The organism is Micromonospora sp. BQ11, assembly GCF_052068135.1.
GTDB lineage: Bacteria > Actinomycetota > Actinomycetes > Mycobacteriales > Micromonosporaceae > Micromonospora.
In genome coordinates this window covers 399,916-416,786 of record NZ_JBQHDB010000004.1, presented here as the reverse complement: position 1 = coordinate 416,786, position 16,871 = coordinate 399,916, and the positions used below count along the sequence as shown (strand labels likewise).

Annotated in this window: 17 protein-coding genes and 1 riboswitch; of the genes, 5 read left to right on the top strand and 12 right to left on the bottom strand. The window is 71.3% G+C overall.

What is annotated here, in order from left to right; genetic code table 11:
• Positions 1-30 precede the first annotated feature (30 nt).
• On the top strand, positions 31-1,662 hold the full coding sequence (locus tag ACTMSW_RS11640; RefSeq protein ID WP_441180545.1) for a hypothetical protein: 1,632 nt from the start codon (positions 31-33) through the stop codon (positions 1,660-1,662).
• 82 nt (positions 1,663-1,744) lie between these two features.
• Here the strand turns inward: ACTMSW_RS11640 and ACTMSW_RS11635 are convergent, their stop codons facing one another.
• A complete protein-coding gene (locus ACTMSW_RS11635; protein ID WP_441180544.1) occupies positions 1,745-2,215 on the bottom strand; it encodes a hypothetical protein in 471 nt (156 codons plus the stop codon).
• Positions 2,216-2,356: 141 nt separating this feature from the next.
• Positions 2,357-2,438, top strand: a riboswitch (ZMP/ZTP riboswitch).
• 11 nt (positions 2,439-2,449) lie between these two features.
• Between ACTMSW_RS11635 and ACTMSW_RS11630 the strand changes: the two genes are divergently transcribed.
• Positions 2,450-3,313 carry a bifunctional 5,10-methylenetetrahydrofolate dehydrogenase/5,10-methenyltetrahydrofolate cyclohydrolase gene (locus tag ACTMSW_RS11630; RefSeq protein WP_441180543.1) on the top strand — a complete coding sequence of 288 codons (864 nt, stop codon included), beginning with the start codon at positions 2,450-2,452 and terminating at the stop codon, positions 3,311-3,313.
• A 67-nt stretch (positions 3,314-3,380) separates the two neighbouring features.
• Here ACTMSW_RS11630 and ACTMSW_RS11625 read toward each other — a convergent pair whose 3' ends face one another.
• The 3 genes from ACTMSW_RS11625 to ACTMSW_RS11615 form a co-directional block, all read right to left on the bottom strand.
• Entirely contained in the window at positions 3,381-3,938 is a 558-nt protein-coding gene (locus ACTMSW_RS11625; RefSeq protein ID WP_441180542.1) for a dihydrofolate reductase family protein, read from the bottom strand.
• 89 nt (positions 3,939-4,027) lie between these two features.
• Positions 4,028-4,612 carry a hypothetical protein gene (locus ACTMSW_RS11620; protein ID WP_441180541.1) on the bottom strand — a complete coding sequence of 195 codons (585 nt, stop codon included), beginning with the start codon at positions 4,610-4,612 and terminating at the stop codon, positions 4,028-4,030.
• A gap of 2 nt (positions 4,613-4,614) precedes the next feature.
• Entirely contained in the window at positions 4,615-5,235 is a 621-nt protein-coding gene (locus ACTMSW_RS11615) for a GNAT family N-acetyltransferase (RefSeq protein ID WP_441180540.1), read from the bottom strand.
• A 49-nt stretch (positions 5,236-5,284) separates the two neighbouring features.
• On the opposite strand from ACTMSW_RS11615, the gene ACTMSW_RS11610 reads away from it, so the two are divergent.
• Together ACTMSW_RS11610 and ACTMSW_RS11605 are read left to right on the top strand one after the other, a co-directional pair.
• Positions 5,285-5,890 carry a TetR/AcrR family transcriptional regulator gene (locus ACTMSW_RS11610; protein WP_441180539.1) on the top strand — a complete coding sequence of 202 codons (606 nt, stop codon included), beginning with the start codon at positions 5,285-5,287 and terminating at the stop codon, positions 5,888-5,890.
• A gap of 60 nt (positions 5,891-5,950) precedes the next feature.
• Positions 5,951-6,931 (top strand): aminoglycoside phosphotransferase family protein, encoded by a 981-nt coding sequence (locus ACTMSW_RS11605; protein ID WP_441180538.1) that lies wholly within the window; start codon positions 5,951-5,953, stop codon positions 6,929-6,931.
• A 75-nt stretch (positions 6,932-7,006) separates the two neighbouring features.
• Here ACTMSW_RS11605 and ACTMSW_RS11600 read toward each other — a convergent pair whose 3' ends face one another.
• Positions 7,007-7,996 carry a GNAT family N-acetyltransferase gene (locus tag ACTMSW_RS11600; protein ID WP_441180537.1) on the bottom strand — a complete coding sequence of 330 codons (990 nt, stop codon included), beginning with the start codon at positions 7,994-7,996 and terminating at the stop codon, positions 7,007-7,009.
• Positions 7,997-8,146: 150 nt separating this feature from the next.
• Between ACTMSW_RS11600 and ACTMSW_RS11595 the strand changes: the two genes are divergently transcribed.
• Entirely contained in the window at positions 8,147-8,662 is a 516-nt protein-coding gene (locus ACTMSW_RS11595) for a hypothetical protein (protein WP_441180536.1), read from the top strand.
• A gap of 298 nt (positions 8,663-8,960) precedes the next feature.
• On the opposite strand, the gene ACTMSW_RS11590 is transcribed toward ACTMSW_RS11595, so the two are convergent.
• The 7 genes from ACTMSW_RS11590 to ACTMSW_RS11560 all read right to left on the bottom strand — a co-directional run bounded on the left by ACTMSW_RS11590 (position 8,961) and on the right by ACTMSW_RS11560 (position 16,587).
• Positions 8,961-9,836: a ribokinase gene (locus tag ACTMSW_RS11590; RefSeq protein WP_441180535.1), complete on the bottom strand. Its 876-nt coding sequence runs from the start codon at positions 9,834-9,836 to the stop codon at positions 8,961-8,963.
• Positions 9,833-10,702, bottom strand: a complete 870-nt coding sequence (locus ACTMSW_RS11585) for a carbohydrate ABC transporter permease (RefSeq protein ID WP_441180534.1) — start codon at positions 10,700-10,702, stop codon at positions 9,833-9,835. The genes ACTMSW_RS11590 and ACTMSW_RS11585 overlap by 4 nt, the downstream gene beginning before the upstream one ends.
• The gene (locus ACTMSW_RS11580; RefSeq protein ID WP_441180533.1) at positions 10,699-11,709 is read right to left on the bottom strand and encodes a carbohydrate ABC transporter permease; all 1,011 of its coding nucleotides are present in this window, start codon (positions 11,707-11,709) and stop codon (positions 10,699-10,701) included. The genes ACTMSW_RS11585 and ACTMSW_RS11580 overlap by 4 nt, the downstream gene beginning before the upstream one ends.
• Positions 11,710-11,787: 78 nt before the next feature.
• Entirely contained in the window at positions 11,788-13,125 is a 1,338-nt protein-coding gene (locus ACTMSW_RS11575) for an ABC transporter substrate-binding protein (protein WP_441180532.1), read from the bottom strand.
• A 40-nt stretch (positions 13,126-13,165) separates the two neighbouring features.
• Positions 13,166-14,206 (bottom strand): nucleoside hydrolase, encoded by a 1,041-nt coding sequence (locus tag ACTMSW_RS11570; RefSeq protein ID WP_441180531.1) that lies wholly within the window; start codon positions 14,204-14,206, stop codon positions 13,166-13,168.
• Complete coding sequence (locus tag ACTMSW_RS11565) at positions 14,203-15,528, bottom strand: ADP-ribosylglycohydrolase family protein (RefSeq protein WP_441180530.1); 1,326 nt, start codon at positions 15,526-15,528, stop codon at positions 14,203-14,205. The genes ACTMSW_RS11570 and ACTMSW_RS11565 overlap by 4 nt, the downstream gene beginning before the upstream one ends.
• 33 nt (positions 15,529-15,561) lie before the next feature.
• Complete coding sequence (locus ACTMSW_RS11560) at positions 15,562-16,587, bottom strand: LacI family DNA-binding transcriptional regulator (RefSeq protein WP_441180529.1); 1,026 nt, start codon at positions 16,585-16,587, stop codon at positions 15,562-15,564.
• Positions 16,588-16,871: the final 284 nt, after the last annotated feature.

Genomic DNA, 16,871 nt, shown 5'->3' with positions numbered 1-16,871 from the left:
CGCCCTCTCCCCCCGATCTCCACGCTGCCCGTGATCGACGACGATTCCTGGACGATGCTCCGCACGGCCGCCGGCACCTCGACGGACGGCGGCCACATCGGCACCTCCCGGGTGGTCCAGATCCGCCGTGACCTCTGGCTGGACGATCCGGCCGGAGTCCCGGTGGCGCGGGGCCTGGCGGGCAACCCCGCGGCACCGCTCGACGTGCTGCTGCGCCTGCTCGACGAGCATGCCGAGGCCGTTCCCGCGGCGTTCCGGCGGCGCGCCGACCTGCCGCCCGCGGTCGTCGCCGCGGCGATGCGTCACCCCGTGGCACGGGTACGCGGCGCCCTCGCCGCCAACCGCCACATCGACCCGGCGCTCCGGCTCAGCCTGCTGGACGACCCCGAACGTCGCGTCGCCGCGCTCGTCCGGGAGGACCCGGACCTGGCTTTGCCCGACCGCGCGTTTCTGCCCCGGTTGGACCGGCTCGTCACCCTGTTCCGGGCTGGCACCTTCACGGCGGCCGACCTGACCGGCGAGGTGATCGAGTGGGGGACGCGTGACCGGCGCGCGGTGCCGGTCGTCGCCGCTCACCCGGAGCCACTCGTCCGCAGCGCCGCGGTCCACCTGCTGGGCGGCCTGGACGAGACGTCCCGCGACGACCTGCGGCACGCCCTGCTGCACGACGAGGCACCGGAGGTGCGGGCGGCCACCGCCCACTTCTCCGCGGAGCGGGAACGGGTGCAGGAGCCGGCGGACCTACCGGTCAACGGGTACGCGCACCGGGAGCTGCTGGGCGACCGGCGGCTCTCCCCCGCGCTGATCGCACACGTGCTCGCCGCCGACGACGGGAAGGAATGCGTCGACGCGATGGCGACCAACCCGACCCTGCCGCCGGCGGTGGTCGAGGCGTTGCTCGACCACCCGTCGGCAGACGTACGGCGCAGCCTCGCCAGGCGCGACGACCTGACCGGTCCGCAGTTGGCACGGCTCGCCGCGGACCCGGACGTGTCCGTGCGAACCGCGGTCTCCGTCCATCCCGCGCTCACCGAGGAGGAGCGGGCGGCGATCGACATCGACGTGACCACGGCACCGTGGAACCGCTGGGTCGACCTGTGCTGGCACCTGCGCGGGACGTCGCCGCCGGACCCGCTGCCGCCGCTGACGGAATCGGTACGGCTCGCCACATCGGTCAACCCGCTGCTGCGCCGGCGGGGCGCGGTCGACCCGCGGTTGCCGGCAGAGGTCGTCACCGCGCTCGCGGAGGACCCCGATCCCAGCGTACGAGCCCTCCTCGCCCATCACCATCCGACCGCGCCACCCGAGCTGCTCCTGCGGGTGTTCCGCGACGGTCGATGTGACCGACACCGACTGCTGGCCCTGCCGAACTTCCCGACGGTGACGCTGGCCCGGTTCGCCGACGACCGGGACCCGGCGGTCAGGCGGCTCGTCGCGCGCGACCCGCAGGCGGATCCGGCGCTCGTCGACCGGCTCACCCGCGACCCCGACGCCGAGGTGCGGCGGGCGATGGCGGCATGCCCCCGACTACCGGTGGACCGGATGGTCCACCTGCTCGACGATGCTGAACTGGCCGAGTCCGCAGCGAGGAACCCGGCCCTGCCGGTCGACGTGATGCACGAACGACTCGCCTCGTCGTCACCCGCGCGGGGCGAGCACTGACGGTCGATCGGCGCGCCGGGCGCCCTCATCCCGGCTTCCGGTGCCCCGGCGCCGCCCTGCGGATACCGGCCGCGGCCAAGCCTCAGCAGTCGTCCTGCTTCCACTTGCCGTCCTCGCGCGCCCACGGCTCCCTGGTCTGATTGAGGGCAGGCACCTCGTAGGTGTAGGTCACGCGGGCCAGGTCACCGGAGATTTGCGCCTCGAAGGTCTTGATCGGCATCGCCTTGCCATACATCTGCTTGGCGGCCATGAGCATGCCGGTGAACTCGCTGAGGGTCACACGCTCCTTGCACCTGGCCGAGAACAGCTCGTACCCGACCGTCGGCTTGGCGTCGAGGAAGGCGTCCGAGTACGCCACCACCGCTCGGCGAAGCTCCGCCTCCTCGCTGGGTGCCTGAGCGGTCGGGCTGACCGCCGCCGCAACTGACGACGGGGTGGCGACGGGGGCTGTGGAAGCCGAGGGCGAGGCGGCTTCCGCCTGGTCGGCCTCACCTCCACACGCAGCGAGGGAGAGCACGACAAGGGGCATTACGATCATGGCTTTGCGGATCATGGCGCGCACAGTACTGCCGCGACGGCCCTCGATGATCGACGGGACGGACAGCCCGATGAGGGCGCGTCCAGCGCGGACGTCCCTCCCTCTGGGACCAGCCGCGGTAGGCGACACATCGCACTCGTCGTGCCGGATATTCTGCGGGGCAGAGGCGACTGGCGGCACGGGGATGGTCGGACCATCGGGGAGCCTGTCACGGGAGTCGACCGCCTGGGCTGCCGTCCGGAGGGACGCATGCCCGAGACCGCTCGATTCCTGCCCGGCGCACCGGTGGCCGAGGCCGTACTCTCCGACACCGCCCGGCGGGTCGCCGCCCTGCGCGAACGAGGGGTCACGCCGAGCCTGGCCACGATCCTGGTCGGCGACGACGACGCGAGCGCCGGGTACATCCGGATCAAGCAGCGGCAGGCGGCCGAGTTGGGCTTCGACTCGCCGCACCGGCACCTGCCCGCGGACGCCACCCACGCCGACCTTCTCGACATGATCGCCGGTTTCAATCTCGACCAGGACGTGCACGGGGTCCTGATCCAGTACCCGATCCCCGACCACCTGGACTACGACGCCGCGCTGCAGACGCTGGACCCGGACAAGGACGTCGACGGTATGCACCCGCTCAACATGGGGCGCCTGGCTCTCGGTCTGCCCGGCCCCCTGCCGTGCACGCCGGCCGGCATCGAGGCGTTGCTGGACCACCACGGGATCCCGGTCGCCGGCCGCGAGGTGGTGATCCTCGGGCGCGGCGCGACGATCGGGCGGCCGCTGGCCATCCTGCTGGCCCAGAAACGCCCCACCGCGAACGCCGCGGTCACCGTGGTCCACACCGGCGTAGCGGACTGGCCGCGCTACACCCGCCGCGCGGACATCCTCGTCGCCGCCGCCGGCGTCCCCGGCATCATCCAGCCGGAGCACGTCCGTCCCGGAGCGGTGGTGATCGGCGCCGGTGTCCGGTACGCCGGCCGTCGCCTCCTCCCCGACGTCGACGAAGCCTGCGCCGAGGTTGCCTCCGCGATCACCCCCCGCGTCGGCGGGGTCGGCCCGACGACGGTCGCCATGCTGTTCCGCAACGCCGTGGCCGCCGCCGAACGCGCGACCGCCTGACCCGCGGCAGCCTCACCGTGGCGGTGCCGACTGCGTGACGCCGGACAGTGTCACCGACCGGTGTGGCTCAGCGGGTCCGGTAGCGCGCGTAGATCAGTCCGCTGTCGAAGGCACGCTCCTCGACCAGCTCGAGGTCGAGGCGTACGCCGTCGGGGAAGAAGCGCTTGCCGCCGCCGACCACGCTCGTGGTGATGAACAGGTGGTACTCGTCGACCAGGCCGGCCGCGATCGCCTGGGCCGCGAGGTTCGGGCCGTCGACGGTGAGGTCGTGATCAGCCTCGGCCTTGAGCCTGCGCACCGCGTCCGGGTCGAAGGCCCGCTCGATCCGGGTCCTCGTGCTGGACACCGAGTCCAGCGTCGTGGAGTACACGATCTTCTCCGCCGCCTGCCAGTCGCGGGCGTACTGCAGGATGTACGGCGGCTGGTCGGGCTCGGTGTGCGCGGTCTCCCAGTAGACCATCGTCTCGTACATCCGTCGGCCGTAGAGGTACGTGCCGACGGGGCGGAAGAGGTCGTTGACGAAGGTGTGCACCACCGGGTCGTCGGCCCCGGTGCCGAGGCCACCCTCCGCGGCCTCGGCGTAGCCGTCGAGTGAGGTGACCATCGAGTAGATGAGCTTCGCCATTCGTTTCCTCCCGGTACGAGCGCGTCAGCGGTCCTGCACGTTATGACCTGCGCACGGCCCGGAACTCATCGAGGCTGGGCTACGGACGCTCAGGAGTCTGCTGGCACCCCGGCTTCCAACTGGCCGATCATGGGGGCGAGGAGATCGTTGAGCTCCCGGGCCAGCACGGTGACGGCTCGGCGCGCTGCGGGCGCCACGGAACTGTCCGGACCGTCCGGAGCCGGAGGCAGATCATCGAGGGGTACCGGCGCCTCGACCTGCAGCATCGCGCGCAGATGCGGGCTACGCGTCACATCCTGCTCCGTTGGTGTCGTGTACTGACCGAACAACTGGGGCCAGTCGCGCCACCCACGGTCGCGCTGCCATTGCCGGGTCCAGGTGAGTTCGGCCGGCCACCGGGAGACCACGCTGACCGCGCAGGTCATGCTCCCGTCCCACGGGCTCCGCGTGCAGGTCGCCGAGACGATCCGCCGGTGCCAGCGGACGTACGCAGGTGACAGCTCGGTGGCGAGCCGCCACGCGGTCGCGGCGAAGGCGACCGGCGCGATGTCACCCCACGTGTCGGCGAACTCATCGATACGTCCGAGCACCTCGGTCTCGTAGCGACCGCGCCCGCCGGCGCCGCGCTCACGGTCGACGTGCTCGTCCAGCCAGAAGGCACGCGGGTCAGGCATCCTCATCCCCGTCCAGGGCCGCCGCTCATCACATCGTCCTTGCCACAAGGGTCTACCACGAATGCGTACGGCCGCCGGCCTAAGGCCTGCCACTCCGGGGCAAGGACAGCCCAGAGTTGCGTGTCGTAGCGCGCGCCCTCGTACGGCCACGCCTCGCGGCGTACCCCTTCCAGAGTCATGCCGAGCCGCCTGGCCACCGCGGAGCTGCGGTCGTTGTCGGCCCGGCAGTGCCACTCGGCCCGGTGCAGCCCCCGGGACGTCAATGCCCAGTCCAGCAACGCACCACACGCTCGGGTGACCAGGCCGTGGCCCTCGGCGGACGGCTCCAGCCAACAGCCGATCTCGCACGATCCGACAGCGGCGTTGAAGTCGGTGAACATCACGCCGCCGACCAGAGTTCGGCGCCGCCAGATGCCGTACAGACGGTTACCGTCACCGGCCTGGCGCTCCGCGTACCGCTGAAGTGTGGCCCGCGCGCCGTCCCGGTCGTCGGTGACGAATGCGGGCCCGACCCACGGGCGAATGTGCTCGCGCGCCCGGTCGAGGTGGTCGGCGAACTCGTCGGCGTGCCAGACCTCCAGCGGGCTGAGGTAGGCATCGTCGCGCAGGGGCAGCGAGAACATGGGACTCCTCATTCGCATAACAGGTGTTGTGGAAATGTACCGTGGTGCCATGCCACGCACCAAGGGAGATCACGAGGCACGCCGCCGAGACGTCTCGGAAGCGGTCTGGCACGTCATGGCGGCACGCGGGTTCACCGGCCTGACCCTGCGCGCCGTCGCCGCCCAACTCGACGCGACCACGGGCCTGCTCACGCACTACTTCCCCACCAAGCGAGCCCTCGTGGAGTACGCCCTCAACCTGCTCGAACGGCGCACGCTCACCCGCACGCGCCGCGATTCGGGCGAGGGTACGGCCGCCCTCAGGGACGCGCTGCTGGACATGCTCCCGCTGACTGCCGAGACCACCGACATCAACCGGATCTGGGTGTCCTCCTGGGACGCCGCGCTCTCCGACCCCGACCTGAGCAGCGACTACGCCCGCAAGTACGCCGCAAGCCGGGACAGGCTGAGCGAGCGGGTGGCCGCGGACCAGGCACTTGGCGTACTGCCTCCTGGCGACCCTGCAAAGGTCGCGGCGGGACTTCAAGCCTTCGTCCTGGGCCTGGTGGTGCAGGCCCTTTTCGCCCCGGCGGCCTTCCCGCCGCAGCGGCAGGTCCAACTCGTCGACGACCACCTGGCCACCCTGACCGGGGGCCGTACTGGCGGTCACCGATGACGACCGTCCATGATGCACGGTGGCTGCTTTCGCTGGCGCACCACATCGCGCTCAACTCCGATGGTCAACGAGGACGGTTCAGTGAGTGATGTTCCGGATCTCGGTCCCCTGCCCCAGCGCATCACCGTCGACACGGAACAGGTGCGTCGGCTCGTCGCCGACCAGTTCCCGCACCTGGCCGACCTCCCGATCGAGCCGGTGGCCAACGGCGGCTGGGACAACTGGACCTTCCACCTCGGCCCCGAAATGCTGGTGCGTCTGCCCAGCGCCGCCGAGTACGCCCTGGCGGTCGACAAGGAACATCGGTGGCTCCCGGCCCTCGCCGCTCGGCTACCGCTGCCCATCCCCGCCCCGGTGGCGAAAGGCAAGCCGGATGCGGGCTACCCCTATCCGTGGTCGATCTACCGGTGGCTCGACGGCGAGCCTGCGAGCGTGGACCGCATCGCCGACCCGGTGCGATTCGCGATCGACCTCGCCGAGTTCCTGGCGGCCATGCAGAGCGTCGACGCCGCGGGCGGTCCGCAGCCGGGTATCCACAACTGGTTCCGGGGCGGCACCCTACGCACCTACGACAAGAAGGTTGAGCGTGCGCTCGCGGAGCTGGACGGCCACGTCGATGCCGCGCTGGTGCGCGAGATCTGGGCGAGGGCACTCGACGCCCGCTGGGACGGTGTGGACCGCTGGTTCCACGGGGACATCGCCCAGGGAAACCTCCTCCTCGCTGACGGCCGGTTGGCGGCCGTCATCGACTTCGGGACCTGTGGCGTCGGTGACCCCGCCTGCGATCTGGCGGTCGCCTGGACGTTGCTGACCGCGGACGGCCGGAAGGCATTTCGCCAGCGGCTGTCGGTGGATGATGCGACGTGGGCGCGCGGGCGTGGCTGGGCCCTCTGGAAAACCCTCGCCACCTGCTGCTCCACATTCGAAGATCCCGAGGACGCAGAAGAATTCTCGAACGCGCAACGGGTCCTCGGCGAAATCCTCTCCGAGTACACGGCAACGGAGTCACCACGCCTCGCCCATGACAGCAATGACGCCTGACGGCTCTGCTGGCCGCCGAGCGACTGCGGCGGACCCGGCCTGGTATCCCCGAAGCGGGGCCTGTGTCCAGCTCTACTACTCGGAGGGTGAGGGAGTACGGGTGCTGCCGGTGCGCCGCCAGATGTCGATGATCTGGATCGGGCGCATGCCGGCGGCCTGGTACAAGGCGAGAGCGGGACGCTCCGGGTCGGTGTCGACATGCAACACCGTTCCGGTTCGGCCCGCTGCGGCATCGGCGGCGAAGGCGTAGCGCAACAGGTAGGCCCCCAGTCCCTGACGGCGGAACGTCGGCCGTGTCGCCAGGGTGTGCACGTAACCGCAGTTGTCGTCCGGCACGAAGCTGTTCGTCCGGAGCAGGACGGCCGCCGGCTCCCCGTCGAGGTACGCGACGTGCAGCTGGGCCCAGTCGTGCGCGCTGCTGGCCACGCGCTGGTCCTGCCATGCCTGGTACTCGGCGGGTACGAACCCGAAGTGATCGGCGAAGCCCTCGTTGTACACCGCGTGACCGTCGCGACGGACCTGTTCATCGGTGCCATCTCGCATGCTCAGCGATACGCCGAGCCCGCCGGGGGGAGCCGGAAAGGGTACCGGCGGGCGGTGGTCGATACGCAGCCGGAGGAACGAGGTCGCCGGCGCGAATCCGTTGTCCCGAGCCGCCCGGCGTTTACCCGGATCGTCGCGGAACACCTCCGTGTCGATCGTGACCGTGTCATGGCCCAGCTCCTGGGCTATCTCGGCGGCCCGGCGCTGCACGACCCGCCACAGCCACGGCGCGGCCTGCTCATGGCCGGGGCGCGTGTACACCGCCACATCGACGTTGTCGCTGTCCCCCTTACGGCACGCCCAGCCCCATCCGATCGCCACACCAGCGCGGTCGAACACCAGCCAACCGTCGGTGTCGAGATCGAAACCGGGCTCCACCAGCTCGTCGGCGACATCCTCCACCGTCGCGTTGGCCTCACCGGCCACCGGCACGTTGTGCGCCGCTTGCACGTCGAAGATCACCTCGGCGTCCGCTTCGGTGGCGCGGCGTACCGTCATTTCCGAGGGAAGTTCGACCGTCACGTCGGTGACTCTGTCAACCACCCGGGCAGGTACGCCAACGATTTACCGGATTCTGCGGAGTCGTAGCGGGTGGATGCGCTGACCGCGTTGCGCGAGGACCACTTCGTACCCGGGGCGGTGATGAGAGCACCCAGTCCGTACCCTGTCGGCGTGTACTGGCTTTGGGGCTTACGCCTCAGCGTCCTCATCCTCGGCTGGGATGTCGGTCTGCTGGTCTACGGCCTGGTACCGGCAGCAACCCCGGCCTCGGAATGGCTGATGCACGGCACAGCAATCAGCGCCCTCGGCGTTGTTTGCATGTTGCGGCCCATCGTCGGGGCGTACGAGGGCCGGGTGCTGTGGCGGTTGCGCCCAGGTTGGTGGCCGTGGTGTGCGGTCGGTGCCGTGCTGGTGCTGTTGGTCACGAAGGTGACGTCGACATCGAGCTTCGCCGAGTTGGCCGACACCAGCGAGGAACGCGGTTTGGCCGCATTTTCGGTCTTCCTTGTCGCCCTATCCATCCCGGTCTACCTGGCTTGCCACCGAGCCGACCACGGCGTGCGGTCGCGGGGACCGGTGTCCCTGCCCCGGGCTGTCCGCCGGGCCCGGGAACGGGCGGCCCGGCGACGCCGAACGCAGAATGCCCCGCGAAACACCGGCGGACGTGTCGGGCGCGGGGAGCCATGACAAGACGTTGATCGCCGGCCAGTTGGTACCTAGACAGCTCGACCTGTCGCATCACTCGGCGGAGCGGCGCAACCTGTCATCGGCCATGCCCGGCGCGCCGCCGCCCCGTAGCCAAAGCGGCTGCGTTCCGTGATGCCCGGACCGCGGCCAGATCCGTCGCCAGGGTCACGGGCCCCGTCGATTGCCATCCCGAACCGCAGCGGGCCGACCCCGTGCGGCGGATCCAGCACGAACTCCTTGCGGCGGTCGTCACACCCCTCGCGCCGTACCCGTTGCGGGAGCTTCGTGTGCGGTGTGGTCACTGCCACGGTACGGCGCCGTGCCACTGGGTCGCTTCCGCGCCGGCCTGGTTGGCGGACGCCACGGCGGCACTCAGCGGCACACCGCGGGCGAGGGCGGCGGTGAGCGCACCGGCGAAGGCGTCGCCGGCGCCGGTGGTGTCGACCGGTTCGACCCGCGGCGCCGGCACGGTGCCCGCACCGGTGGCGTCGGCCCACGCCGCGCCGGCCGCGCCCAGTGTCACCACGGCAGAGCGTGCTCCCATCGTGAGGAGGGCGGCGGCGTGGTCGGTGCCCGCCATCGTGCCGGCCCGCACGCCGAGGAGCGTCGCGGCCTCGTGCACGTTGACGATGACGGGATCCGATCGTCGCAGCAGGTCGCCGGGCACGGTCTGCGCGGGGCTGACGTTGAGCACGAACCGCGCACCGGCGGCCTCGGCGTGCCGGGCGACGGCGAGGACGGTGTCCGGCCGGATCTCGAGTTGGGCGAGATAGCAGGTGGCCGGCGGGCAGTCGGCGACGGCGGCGGCGTCGAGCAGCTGGTTCGCCCCGGCGACGACGACGATGGCGTTCTCACCGTCCGGGGTGACGGTGATGAGCGCGGTACCGGTCGGGCCGGGTACCACCCCGCAGCGGCTGGTGTCGACCCCGGCCGTCGCGAGGCCGGTGCGCAGCCGATCGCCGTGCGGGTCGTCGCCGGTCGCCGCGACGAGAGCCGTACGGGCGCCGGCGCGGGCCGCCGCGCCGGCCTGGTTGCCGCCCTTGCCGCCCGGCCGGTAGCTGACCCGCTCGCCGGGCACCGTCTCTCCCGGCCGGGGCCGACGGGCGAGCCGGACGATGATGTCGATGTTGACGGAGCCGACGACGAGCACGTCGAGCGCCTTCGGCGTTGTCATTCCTTACCCCCGGTGGCGGCGACGCTGGCGATGAAGTACCGCTGGAGCAGGAGCAGCACGCCGGCGGGCAGGATGCTGACGATCACGGCTTCGGCGAAGGTGAGCCCGTAGTCGTTGGTGAACGCGCCGAACGTGCGCGCCAGCGACACGGCGGCGACGTCGCGCGCCGGGTCCGACGTGGTCAGGATCGGCCACAGGTAGGCCTGCCACTGGAACAGGAACAGGATCAGGCCGGCGCCGATCAGGGCCGGGTACGACAGGGGCAGGTACAACTGCCAGAAGGTGCGCCACCATCCGGCGCCGTCGACGCGGGCGGCTTCGCGGATCTCGGCCGGGATGCCGAGGAAGAACTGCCGGAGCATGAACACGGCGAGTCCGTTGCCGATGCCGGGTAGCACGAGGCCGGTGATCGTGTTGTCCAGGTTCCATTCGCGGAAGGTCGTCGACAGCGGGATCGCGGTGGCTTCGAAGGGCACGAGGAAACTCACCACCACCAAGCCGAACACGAGGCGACGGCCGGGAAAGTCGATGACGGCCAGCGCGAAGGCAGCCATCGCACAGATCGCGAGCCCGGCGATGACGGTGAGCCCGGCCACGAGTACCGAGTTGCCGACATTGCGCAGGAATCCCGTCTCGATCAGCCTGCGGAAGTTGTCGAGGGTCGGGTCGCGCGGCACCAGCACCCACCACGACAGGGGCGCCGAGGACGCGAAGGTCTCGTTGCTGGTCCGCAGCGCGCTGGCGACGAGCCACAGGATCGGCACCAGGAAGGCGGCGGCGGCGACCGCGGCGACCGCAGTGAGGATCCGGCGTGGCCACCGCGACGGCCGGTAGACGGTGCGGTGGGACCGGTGGAGCGTGCTCATCCCTTCTCCTTGCCGGTGAGCAGGCGGAACTGCAGCGCGACGACGGCCAGCATGATCGTGAGCAGCACGATGAGTTCGGCGGCGGCGGTATGCGGGTCCGACAGTTGGTAGGCGTGGCGGTACACGTCGTACATGAGCAGGTTGGAACTGTCCTGCGGCCCGCCGTTGGTGAGCACCTGGACCGGGGCGAAGAGCACGAAGTTGGCGACGGTGTCGGCGACGAGGACGAACAGCAGGGGCCGGCGCAGCAGGGGCAGGGTCACCGCGAAGAAGGTGCGTACGGGTCCCGCCCCGTCGATCCGGGCCGCCTCGTAGTAGACAGCCGGGATGTCGTTGATGCCGGCGATGAGGAACATCATCCAGTACCCCACCCCGATCCACGAGGCGAGCAGGATCAGGCTCCAGAGGACCTGGTGCGAGGAGGTGAAGAACGGCTGGGGCCCGATCCCGACCAGGCCGAGCACCCCGTTGACCGGGCCGTCCGGCCGCAGGGCGATGCCCCACACGATCGTGGAGCCGAGCATGGGTACGGCGCTGGGCAGGAACACCAGCGTGCGCCACAGCCCGGTGGCCGGCAGCCGGCGGGTCAGCAGCACGGCCAGCGCCAGGGCGGCCACGATCTGGATCGGGTTGACCAGCAGGTTGAACACCAGCGTCTGGGTGAGCGAGGTGCGGAAGCCGGGGCTGGTGAACAGGGCGGTGAAGTTGTCCAGGCCGACGAACTCGGCCGGGAGCACACTGCCGGGCAGGCGGCTGTACAGACTGTCGACGAGTGCGCTGCCGGCCGGAAGGAGACGCAGCAGCACGAGGCAGACCAGGACCGGGGCGAGGAACCCGGCCGCCGCGAACCCGTCGCGGCGGCTGTTCCGTGATCGGGACGGCGTCGGGCCGGTGCGCCCCCGGCGGACGGTGTCACGATCCGCGCCTGGAGCGCCCCCGGCCCGGAGCGCGTCGGGCGATTGGGCGGCGGCAGGTCCGCCGGTCGATGTGACGACGGGATGTGCCATCAAAGGGACCTCTTCCGATGCGGTGGCGCTACGCTGCCCGCGGTGGATCCCGGCGCGGCGCGCCGGGATCCACCCGGTCTACTTGCGGTACTTCGCCCAGGCGGCAGACAGCTCGGACTGGGCCTTCTGCAGCGCGGTGCCGGCGTCGACGCCGTTGATGATGTCGGTGAAGGCGCGGCCCATGATGTCCTCGAACTCGATGTAGCCGGTGGTCTTGAGACGGATGGTCGCGGTGCCGGCCAGTTCGTGCTGCAGCAGCGCGACCGCGCCGGTCATCTTCGGGTCGGTGAAGGTCTTCTGCGCGTAGTACTTGGCGGTGCCCGACACGTTGGCCGGCGGCACGGCCAGGTCGGTGATGTACTGGCTGAAACCGCCACCGTCCAGGGCCATGAACTTCATGAAGATCAGCGCCGCGTCACGGTTCCTGCTGTTCGGGTTCAGCCCGAGCGACCAGGCGCCGGTCGGGGTGACCGGCTTGCCGCCGGCGAAGGCCGGGTACGCCGCGACGCCGAAGTCGAGGTCCTTCGCGCCGAGGAACTTCGGCGCCCACCACGGTCCGCCCGGGTAGAACGCCACCTGACCGGCGGCGAACAGGTCCGAGGTCTGCGCGGTCGGCACACCGCGCGGCGAGACCTTGTCGGCGAACTGCTGGCCGTACCAGGTGAACGCCTTCCGCCACGCGTCGTTGTCGACCTTGGGAGTGAGGTTGTCCTTGCCCTCGCCGCCCGGACCGCCGCCGAGTGACTCGGCGAGCGGCTGCAGCTGGTAGTACCGGTCCACCTGGTCCAGCAGCAGACCCCACTTGGCGCCGCTGCGCTGCGCCTTGCGGCCGGCCTCGCTGACCTGCTCCCACGTCATCCGCTGGGCCGGGTCCGCCGCCGGCAGGGCGACACCGGCCTTGGTGAGCAGCTTCTTGTTGTAGTACAGGAGCTGGCTGGAGGTCTGCAGCGGCATCGCGACCAGCTTGCCGTCGACCGTCGAGGCGTCGATCGACGCCTTGTCGACCTTGCCGGTGAGGTCGCCGAACGCCGGCGTGAGGTCGGTCAGCCACCCTCGCGCCTGGTACGCGGCGGTGCGGGGCATGTCGGTGTCGAACAGGTCCAGGTTCGAGTCGCCCGAGCCGAGCCGGACCGACAGGACGCTGTTGAGCTGGTCGAACGGCACACTCTCGTACTTGACCTCGATGTTCGGGTGGGCCTTGGTGAACGCGGCGAACACCGGCTCGAGCGCCTTGGCGTCGTAGGCGGCGCCGGCGTACGTCAGCACCACCTTCGACGCCGGGTCCTTGAGGTCGTCGGCCTTGGTCAGGGGCTGGGTTCCGGCGCTGTCACCGGAGCCGCCACAGGCGGCGAGGGTCAGCGCGGCGAGGACGGCGGCCGTACCGGCGAGCAGCCGGCGGGGGCGGGATGGCGCCATCGGGACTTCCTTTCGCGGTGGGGGTGTGTACCAGGGGGGATCAGGGGTGAGGTAGGGGTGGCGCGGCCTCGGGTACCGCGGCGAGCATCCGGTCGAGGAAGAACTCGACGAACGCGTCGACCTCGGTGTCGACGGCCACGGCGGCGTTCGGCGGTGCCGGCGGCGGAGCGAGGGCCAGGCCCCGATCCGCAACGACCAGACCGCGGCACAACTCGCTGGCCGTCTCGACCTGGACGTACGCGGGTTCGAAGCGGAGCAGGTCGGGCCGCAGCACGGCCGCGATGGTCAGCGGGTCGTGCAGGAAACACCCGTCGACGTGTTCGGGTCGGGACGGGAACGCGGCGTGCAGGAAGCTGATCCACGCGTCGGTGCAGTCGGCGGCCCAGATCGCGAACTTGCTGCCGTGCGCGCGAAGCAGGGCCGCGTGCGCTCGGGTGAGCCGCACCCGCATCGTCTGGTCCAGTCCCACCATCCGGATCGGGGCGCCGCTGCACAGCACCACGTCGAGCGCCTCCGGGTCGACGTAGGCGTTGAAGTCTCCGACCGGGGTGACATTCTGTGCGTACGTGGTGGCGGCGCCGGCCATGAGCACCAGTTCCCGGACCGCACCGGCCATCTCCGGCCGCAGGGTGAGGGCGAGCGCGAGGTTGGTCATCGGCCCGATCGCCAGGATCGTGATCTCGCCGGGCGCGGCCAGTACGGTCTCGGCGAGCCACACGGCGGCGTGCTCCGGTCGCGGCCGCGTCACCGGCTGTGCCGCTGGCACGCCGGCGTCGGGCAGGACCCGCGCGAACAGGTCGTGGATCGGCGCCATGTCCCGGCGCAGCGGCGTGCCGGCGCCGACGAAGACCGGAACGTCGGTGCGGCCCAGCCGCTCCAGCAGTCCGAGGGCGTTGGCGGTGCCGGCGGCGATGTCGACGTTGCCGTTGACGATCGTGAGGCCCTCGACGACGAGTTCCGGTGAGGCGAGGGCGAGCGCGATGGCCAGGCCGTCGTCGATGTCCGCGCCCGGTGCGCCCAGCCCGGGGTCCGTGTCGATGACCACCCGCAGCGGGCGGTCCGGGGTCGGTGCCGCGTTCACGACGTCACCCGTCCGAGGGACGTCAGCGCGAGCCGGGTGGTCCGCTCCGCAAGCTCGACGATCGGCGTGCGATCGAAGTCCCGGATGGCGCTCCGGACGGCGCCACCCAGCGGGGCCGTCCAGTGCTCCGGTATCGCCGACCGCCCGTGCAGCGCGCCGAAGACCGACCCGGCGGTGGCGCCGTTGGAGTCGGTGTCGCCGCCGGCGCGGATGGTCAGTTCGAGGGTGGTGGTGTAGTCGCCGTCGCCCCAGAGCAGCCCGGACGCGATGGACACGGCGTTGTTGATGGTGTGCACCCAGTCGTAGTGGCCCAGTTCGCTGTGCAGGATGTCGGTGGCCTCGGCCCAGGGCTTGCCGGCGTCGAACAGCTCCAGCACGCGGTCCTGCGCCTCGCGCAGGCGACTGCGCTCCGGAATCCAGGTGCGCGCGGTCTCCAGCCCCGTACGGGCGTCGGGGGCGGTGAACGCGCCGGCTACCAGCGCGGCCGCCCACATCTCGCCGTAGACGCCGTTGCCCACGTGGGAGAGCACCGCGTCGGTCACGGCGAGGTCGACGGCCCGGCGCGGGTCACCCGGGTTGGTGTAGCCCCACATGTCGGCCCGGATCAGCGCGCCGATCCACTCCCGGTACGGGTTGTCCGTGGTGGCCGTGGCCGGCGGTCGCAGGCCGTGCAGCAGATTGCGGTACGCGGCGCGCTCGGCCGTGAAGGTCTGGGTGAACGGCAGCCGGTCCAGCCACTCGCGGGCGATGTCCGCGGTCGTCACCGCCGGCCCGTAGACCTCCAGCAGGTGCAGGCCGAGGATCGTCCAGTCCAGGTCGTCGTCACGGGGCGTCATGGTGAACCGGCCGCGGCTGGCGAACGGCGCCGACTCGTGCAGGTGACTCACGCCCGCCGGCAGGGGCTCCAGCAGGGGCAAATAGTCGGTGAGCGGCTCGGCGCCCGCCGCCGTCAGGTACCGGCCGACCTCCGCCCGGGTCAGTCCTTCGACCGGTTTGCCCAGGCAGCATCCGGCGCACCGGCCCAGCCACGCACCGTGGATGCGGTCGGCCAGCTCCGTGGCGCTGCCCCGCCAGCCCGGGCCGGCGACCGGCCGGCCGAGCCCCGCGAGGATCTCGGCCCGCTCGGACGGTTCCCGGTAGGCCCATCCGGGGTGACGCTCGACGTGGCGCAGCGCCTCCCGCACCGACACCAGCCGCGCCTGGTCGCCGCCGGCCAGCGCGTCGGCGAGCGCGGGCCGCAGGCGCTCCACGTCGTACCCGCTGCTGGCCAGCTGCGCCAGCTCGTCGGGCACCGTGTCGCGCAGGTCGAGGACGTCATGCATCTGTGGGTTCTCTCCTTCGGGCGAGGGGTGGGCTCAGGCCGAACGGCGGGTGATCAGTTGGTGGCCCACCATCACGCTGCGGCGCGGGATGTGCCGGCGCGGGGCGCGGATGCGCTCCAGCAGCAGCGAACCCGCGGTGTGGCCGATGTCGAACGCCGGAATCTTCATCGTGGTCAGGGGCGGGTCGACCAGCGCTGCCGCGTCGATGTCGTCGACACCGACGACGGCGAGGCCGTCCGGTACGTCGACCTCGGCGGCGCGAGCGGCGTCCAGCGCCCCGATCGCCATCAGGTCGTTGGCGCAGAACACCGCCGTCGGGGGCCGGGACAGCGCGAGGAGCCCGGCGGTGGCTTCGAACCCCCCGTCACGGGTCCAGTCGCTGATCACCTGAAGCTGTGGGTCGGCCGTCAAGCCGGCCTCGACCAGGCCGCGTCGGTAGCCCTCCAGCCGGGCCCGGCCGGGCGGGTTGCTCTGCGACCCGGCGACCATCGCGATCCGCTCGTGTCCGCGGCCGGCCAGGTACGCGACCGCGTCCGCGGCGATCTGCGCGTCGTCGGCGGTCACCACGTCGATGGCGCTGCCCGCGAGCTGGCCGCCGACGGACACCACCGGAATTCCGGCGCGTACGGTGGCGGCGAGATCGCCGGCCGACAGCGCAAGACCGGCGAGCACGATGCCGTCGACCCGCCGCGCGACCGCGTCGGCGATGAACATCCGCTCCCGCCCGGGGTCACCGTGCGTGTCGGCGAGCAGACTGAGGTACCCGTCGGACTCCAGGCTGCCCTGTAGTCCACGGGCCAGGGCCGGGTAGAAGGGGTTGGTCACGTCCGGCACCACCAGAGCGACGGTGTGCGAGCGGCTGACCTTCAACGACCGGGCCACGCTGCTGGGCTGGAAGCCCAGTTCGGCGATCACCCGCTCGACCCGGGCCCGGGTGGCCGCGGCGACCGGCCGGTTCCCGCTGAGTACGTGGGACACGGTCGTCTTGCTCACCCCGGCCGCCACGGCGACCTCGTCGATCGTCGGCAGCCCCGCGGTGGGCTCGTCCGCGCCGCTCATGCGCGCACCACGTCACTGACCTGTCCGGACCGCCGGCATGACGTCACCACGCCCACCCTCCCGCATCCTTGCTCCGAGTACCAAACCGGTTTGCAGAGCATTCGTCAGAGGTAGCCGCCCTGTCAAGAGGGAACCCGACGTCCCTTCGCGGCCCTGTCGCGTGACGCGCTTGGTCGTGATGCCGCGCTACACGCTGCGGGAAGCGGCAGGAAGCCGCGGTCCGATCGGCCCGGCACCTTCGGGATCACCGCGACCCCTTGACGGGCGATCGACTCGCATCCATG

What these genes read in the sequence shown, in the direction of transcription:
- ACTMSW_RS11635 (WP_441180544.1), bottom strand. Translation starts at nt 2,215, where the DNA reads ATGATCCGCAAAGCCATGATCGTAATGCCCCTTGTCGTGCTCTCCCTC.
- ACTMSW_RS11620 (WP_441180541.1), bottom strand. Translation starts at nt 4,612, where the DNA reads ATGCCTGACCCGCGTGCCTTCTGGCTGGACGAGCACGTCGACCGTGAG.
- ACTMSW_RS11565 (WP_441180530.1), bottom strand. Translation starts at nt 15,528, where the DNA reads ATGCATGACGTCCTCGACCTGCGCGACACGGTGCCCGACGAGCTGGCG.
- ACTMSW_RS11615 (WP_441180540.1), bottom strand. Translation starts at nt 5,235, where the DNA reads ATGTTCTCGCTGCCCCTGCGCGACGATGCCTACCTCAGCCCGCTGGAG.
- ACTMSW_RS11585 (WP_441180534.1), bottom strand. Translation starts at nt 10,702, where the DNA reads ATGAGCACGCTCCACCGGTCCCACCGCACCGTCTACCGGCCGTCGCGG.
- ACTMSW_RS11610 (WP_441180539.1), top strand. Translation starts at nt 5,285, where the DNA reads ATGCCACGCACCAAGGGAGATCACGAGGCACGCCGCCGAGACGTCTCG.
- ACTMSW_RS11630 (WP_441180543.1), top strand. Translation starts at nt 2,450, where the DNA reads ATGCCCGAGACCGCTCGATTCCTGCCCGGCGCACCGGTGGCCGAGGCC.
- ACTMSW_RS11625 (WP_441180542.1), bottom strand. Translation starts at nt 3,938, where the DNA reads ATGGCGAAGCTCATCTACTCGATGGTCACCTCACTCGACGGCTACGCC.
- ACTMSW_RS11575 (WP_441180532.1), bottom strand. Translation starts at nt 13,125, where the DNA reads ATGGCGCCATCCCGCCCCCGCCGGCTGCTCGCCGGTACGGCCGCCGTC.
- ACTMSW_RS11605 (WP_441180538.1), top strand. Translation starts at nt 5,951, where the DNA reads ATGGTCAACGAGGACGGTTCAGTGAGTGATGTTCCGGATCTCGGTCCC.
- ACTMSW_RS11580 (WP_441180533.1), bottom strand. Translation starts at nt 11,709, where the DNA reads ATGGCACATCCCGTCGTCACATCGACCGGCGGACCTGCCGCCGCCCAA.
- ACTMSW_RS11560 (WP_441180529.1), bottom strand. Translation starts at nt 16,587, where the DNA reads ATGAGCGGCGCGGACGAGCCCACCGCGGGGCTGCCGACGATCGACGAG.
- ACTMSW_RS11590 (WP_441180535.1), bottom strand. Translation starts at nt 9,836, where the DNA reads ATGACAACGCCGAAGGCGCTCGACGTGCTCGTCGTCGGCTCCGTCAAC.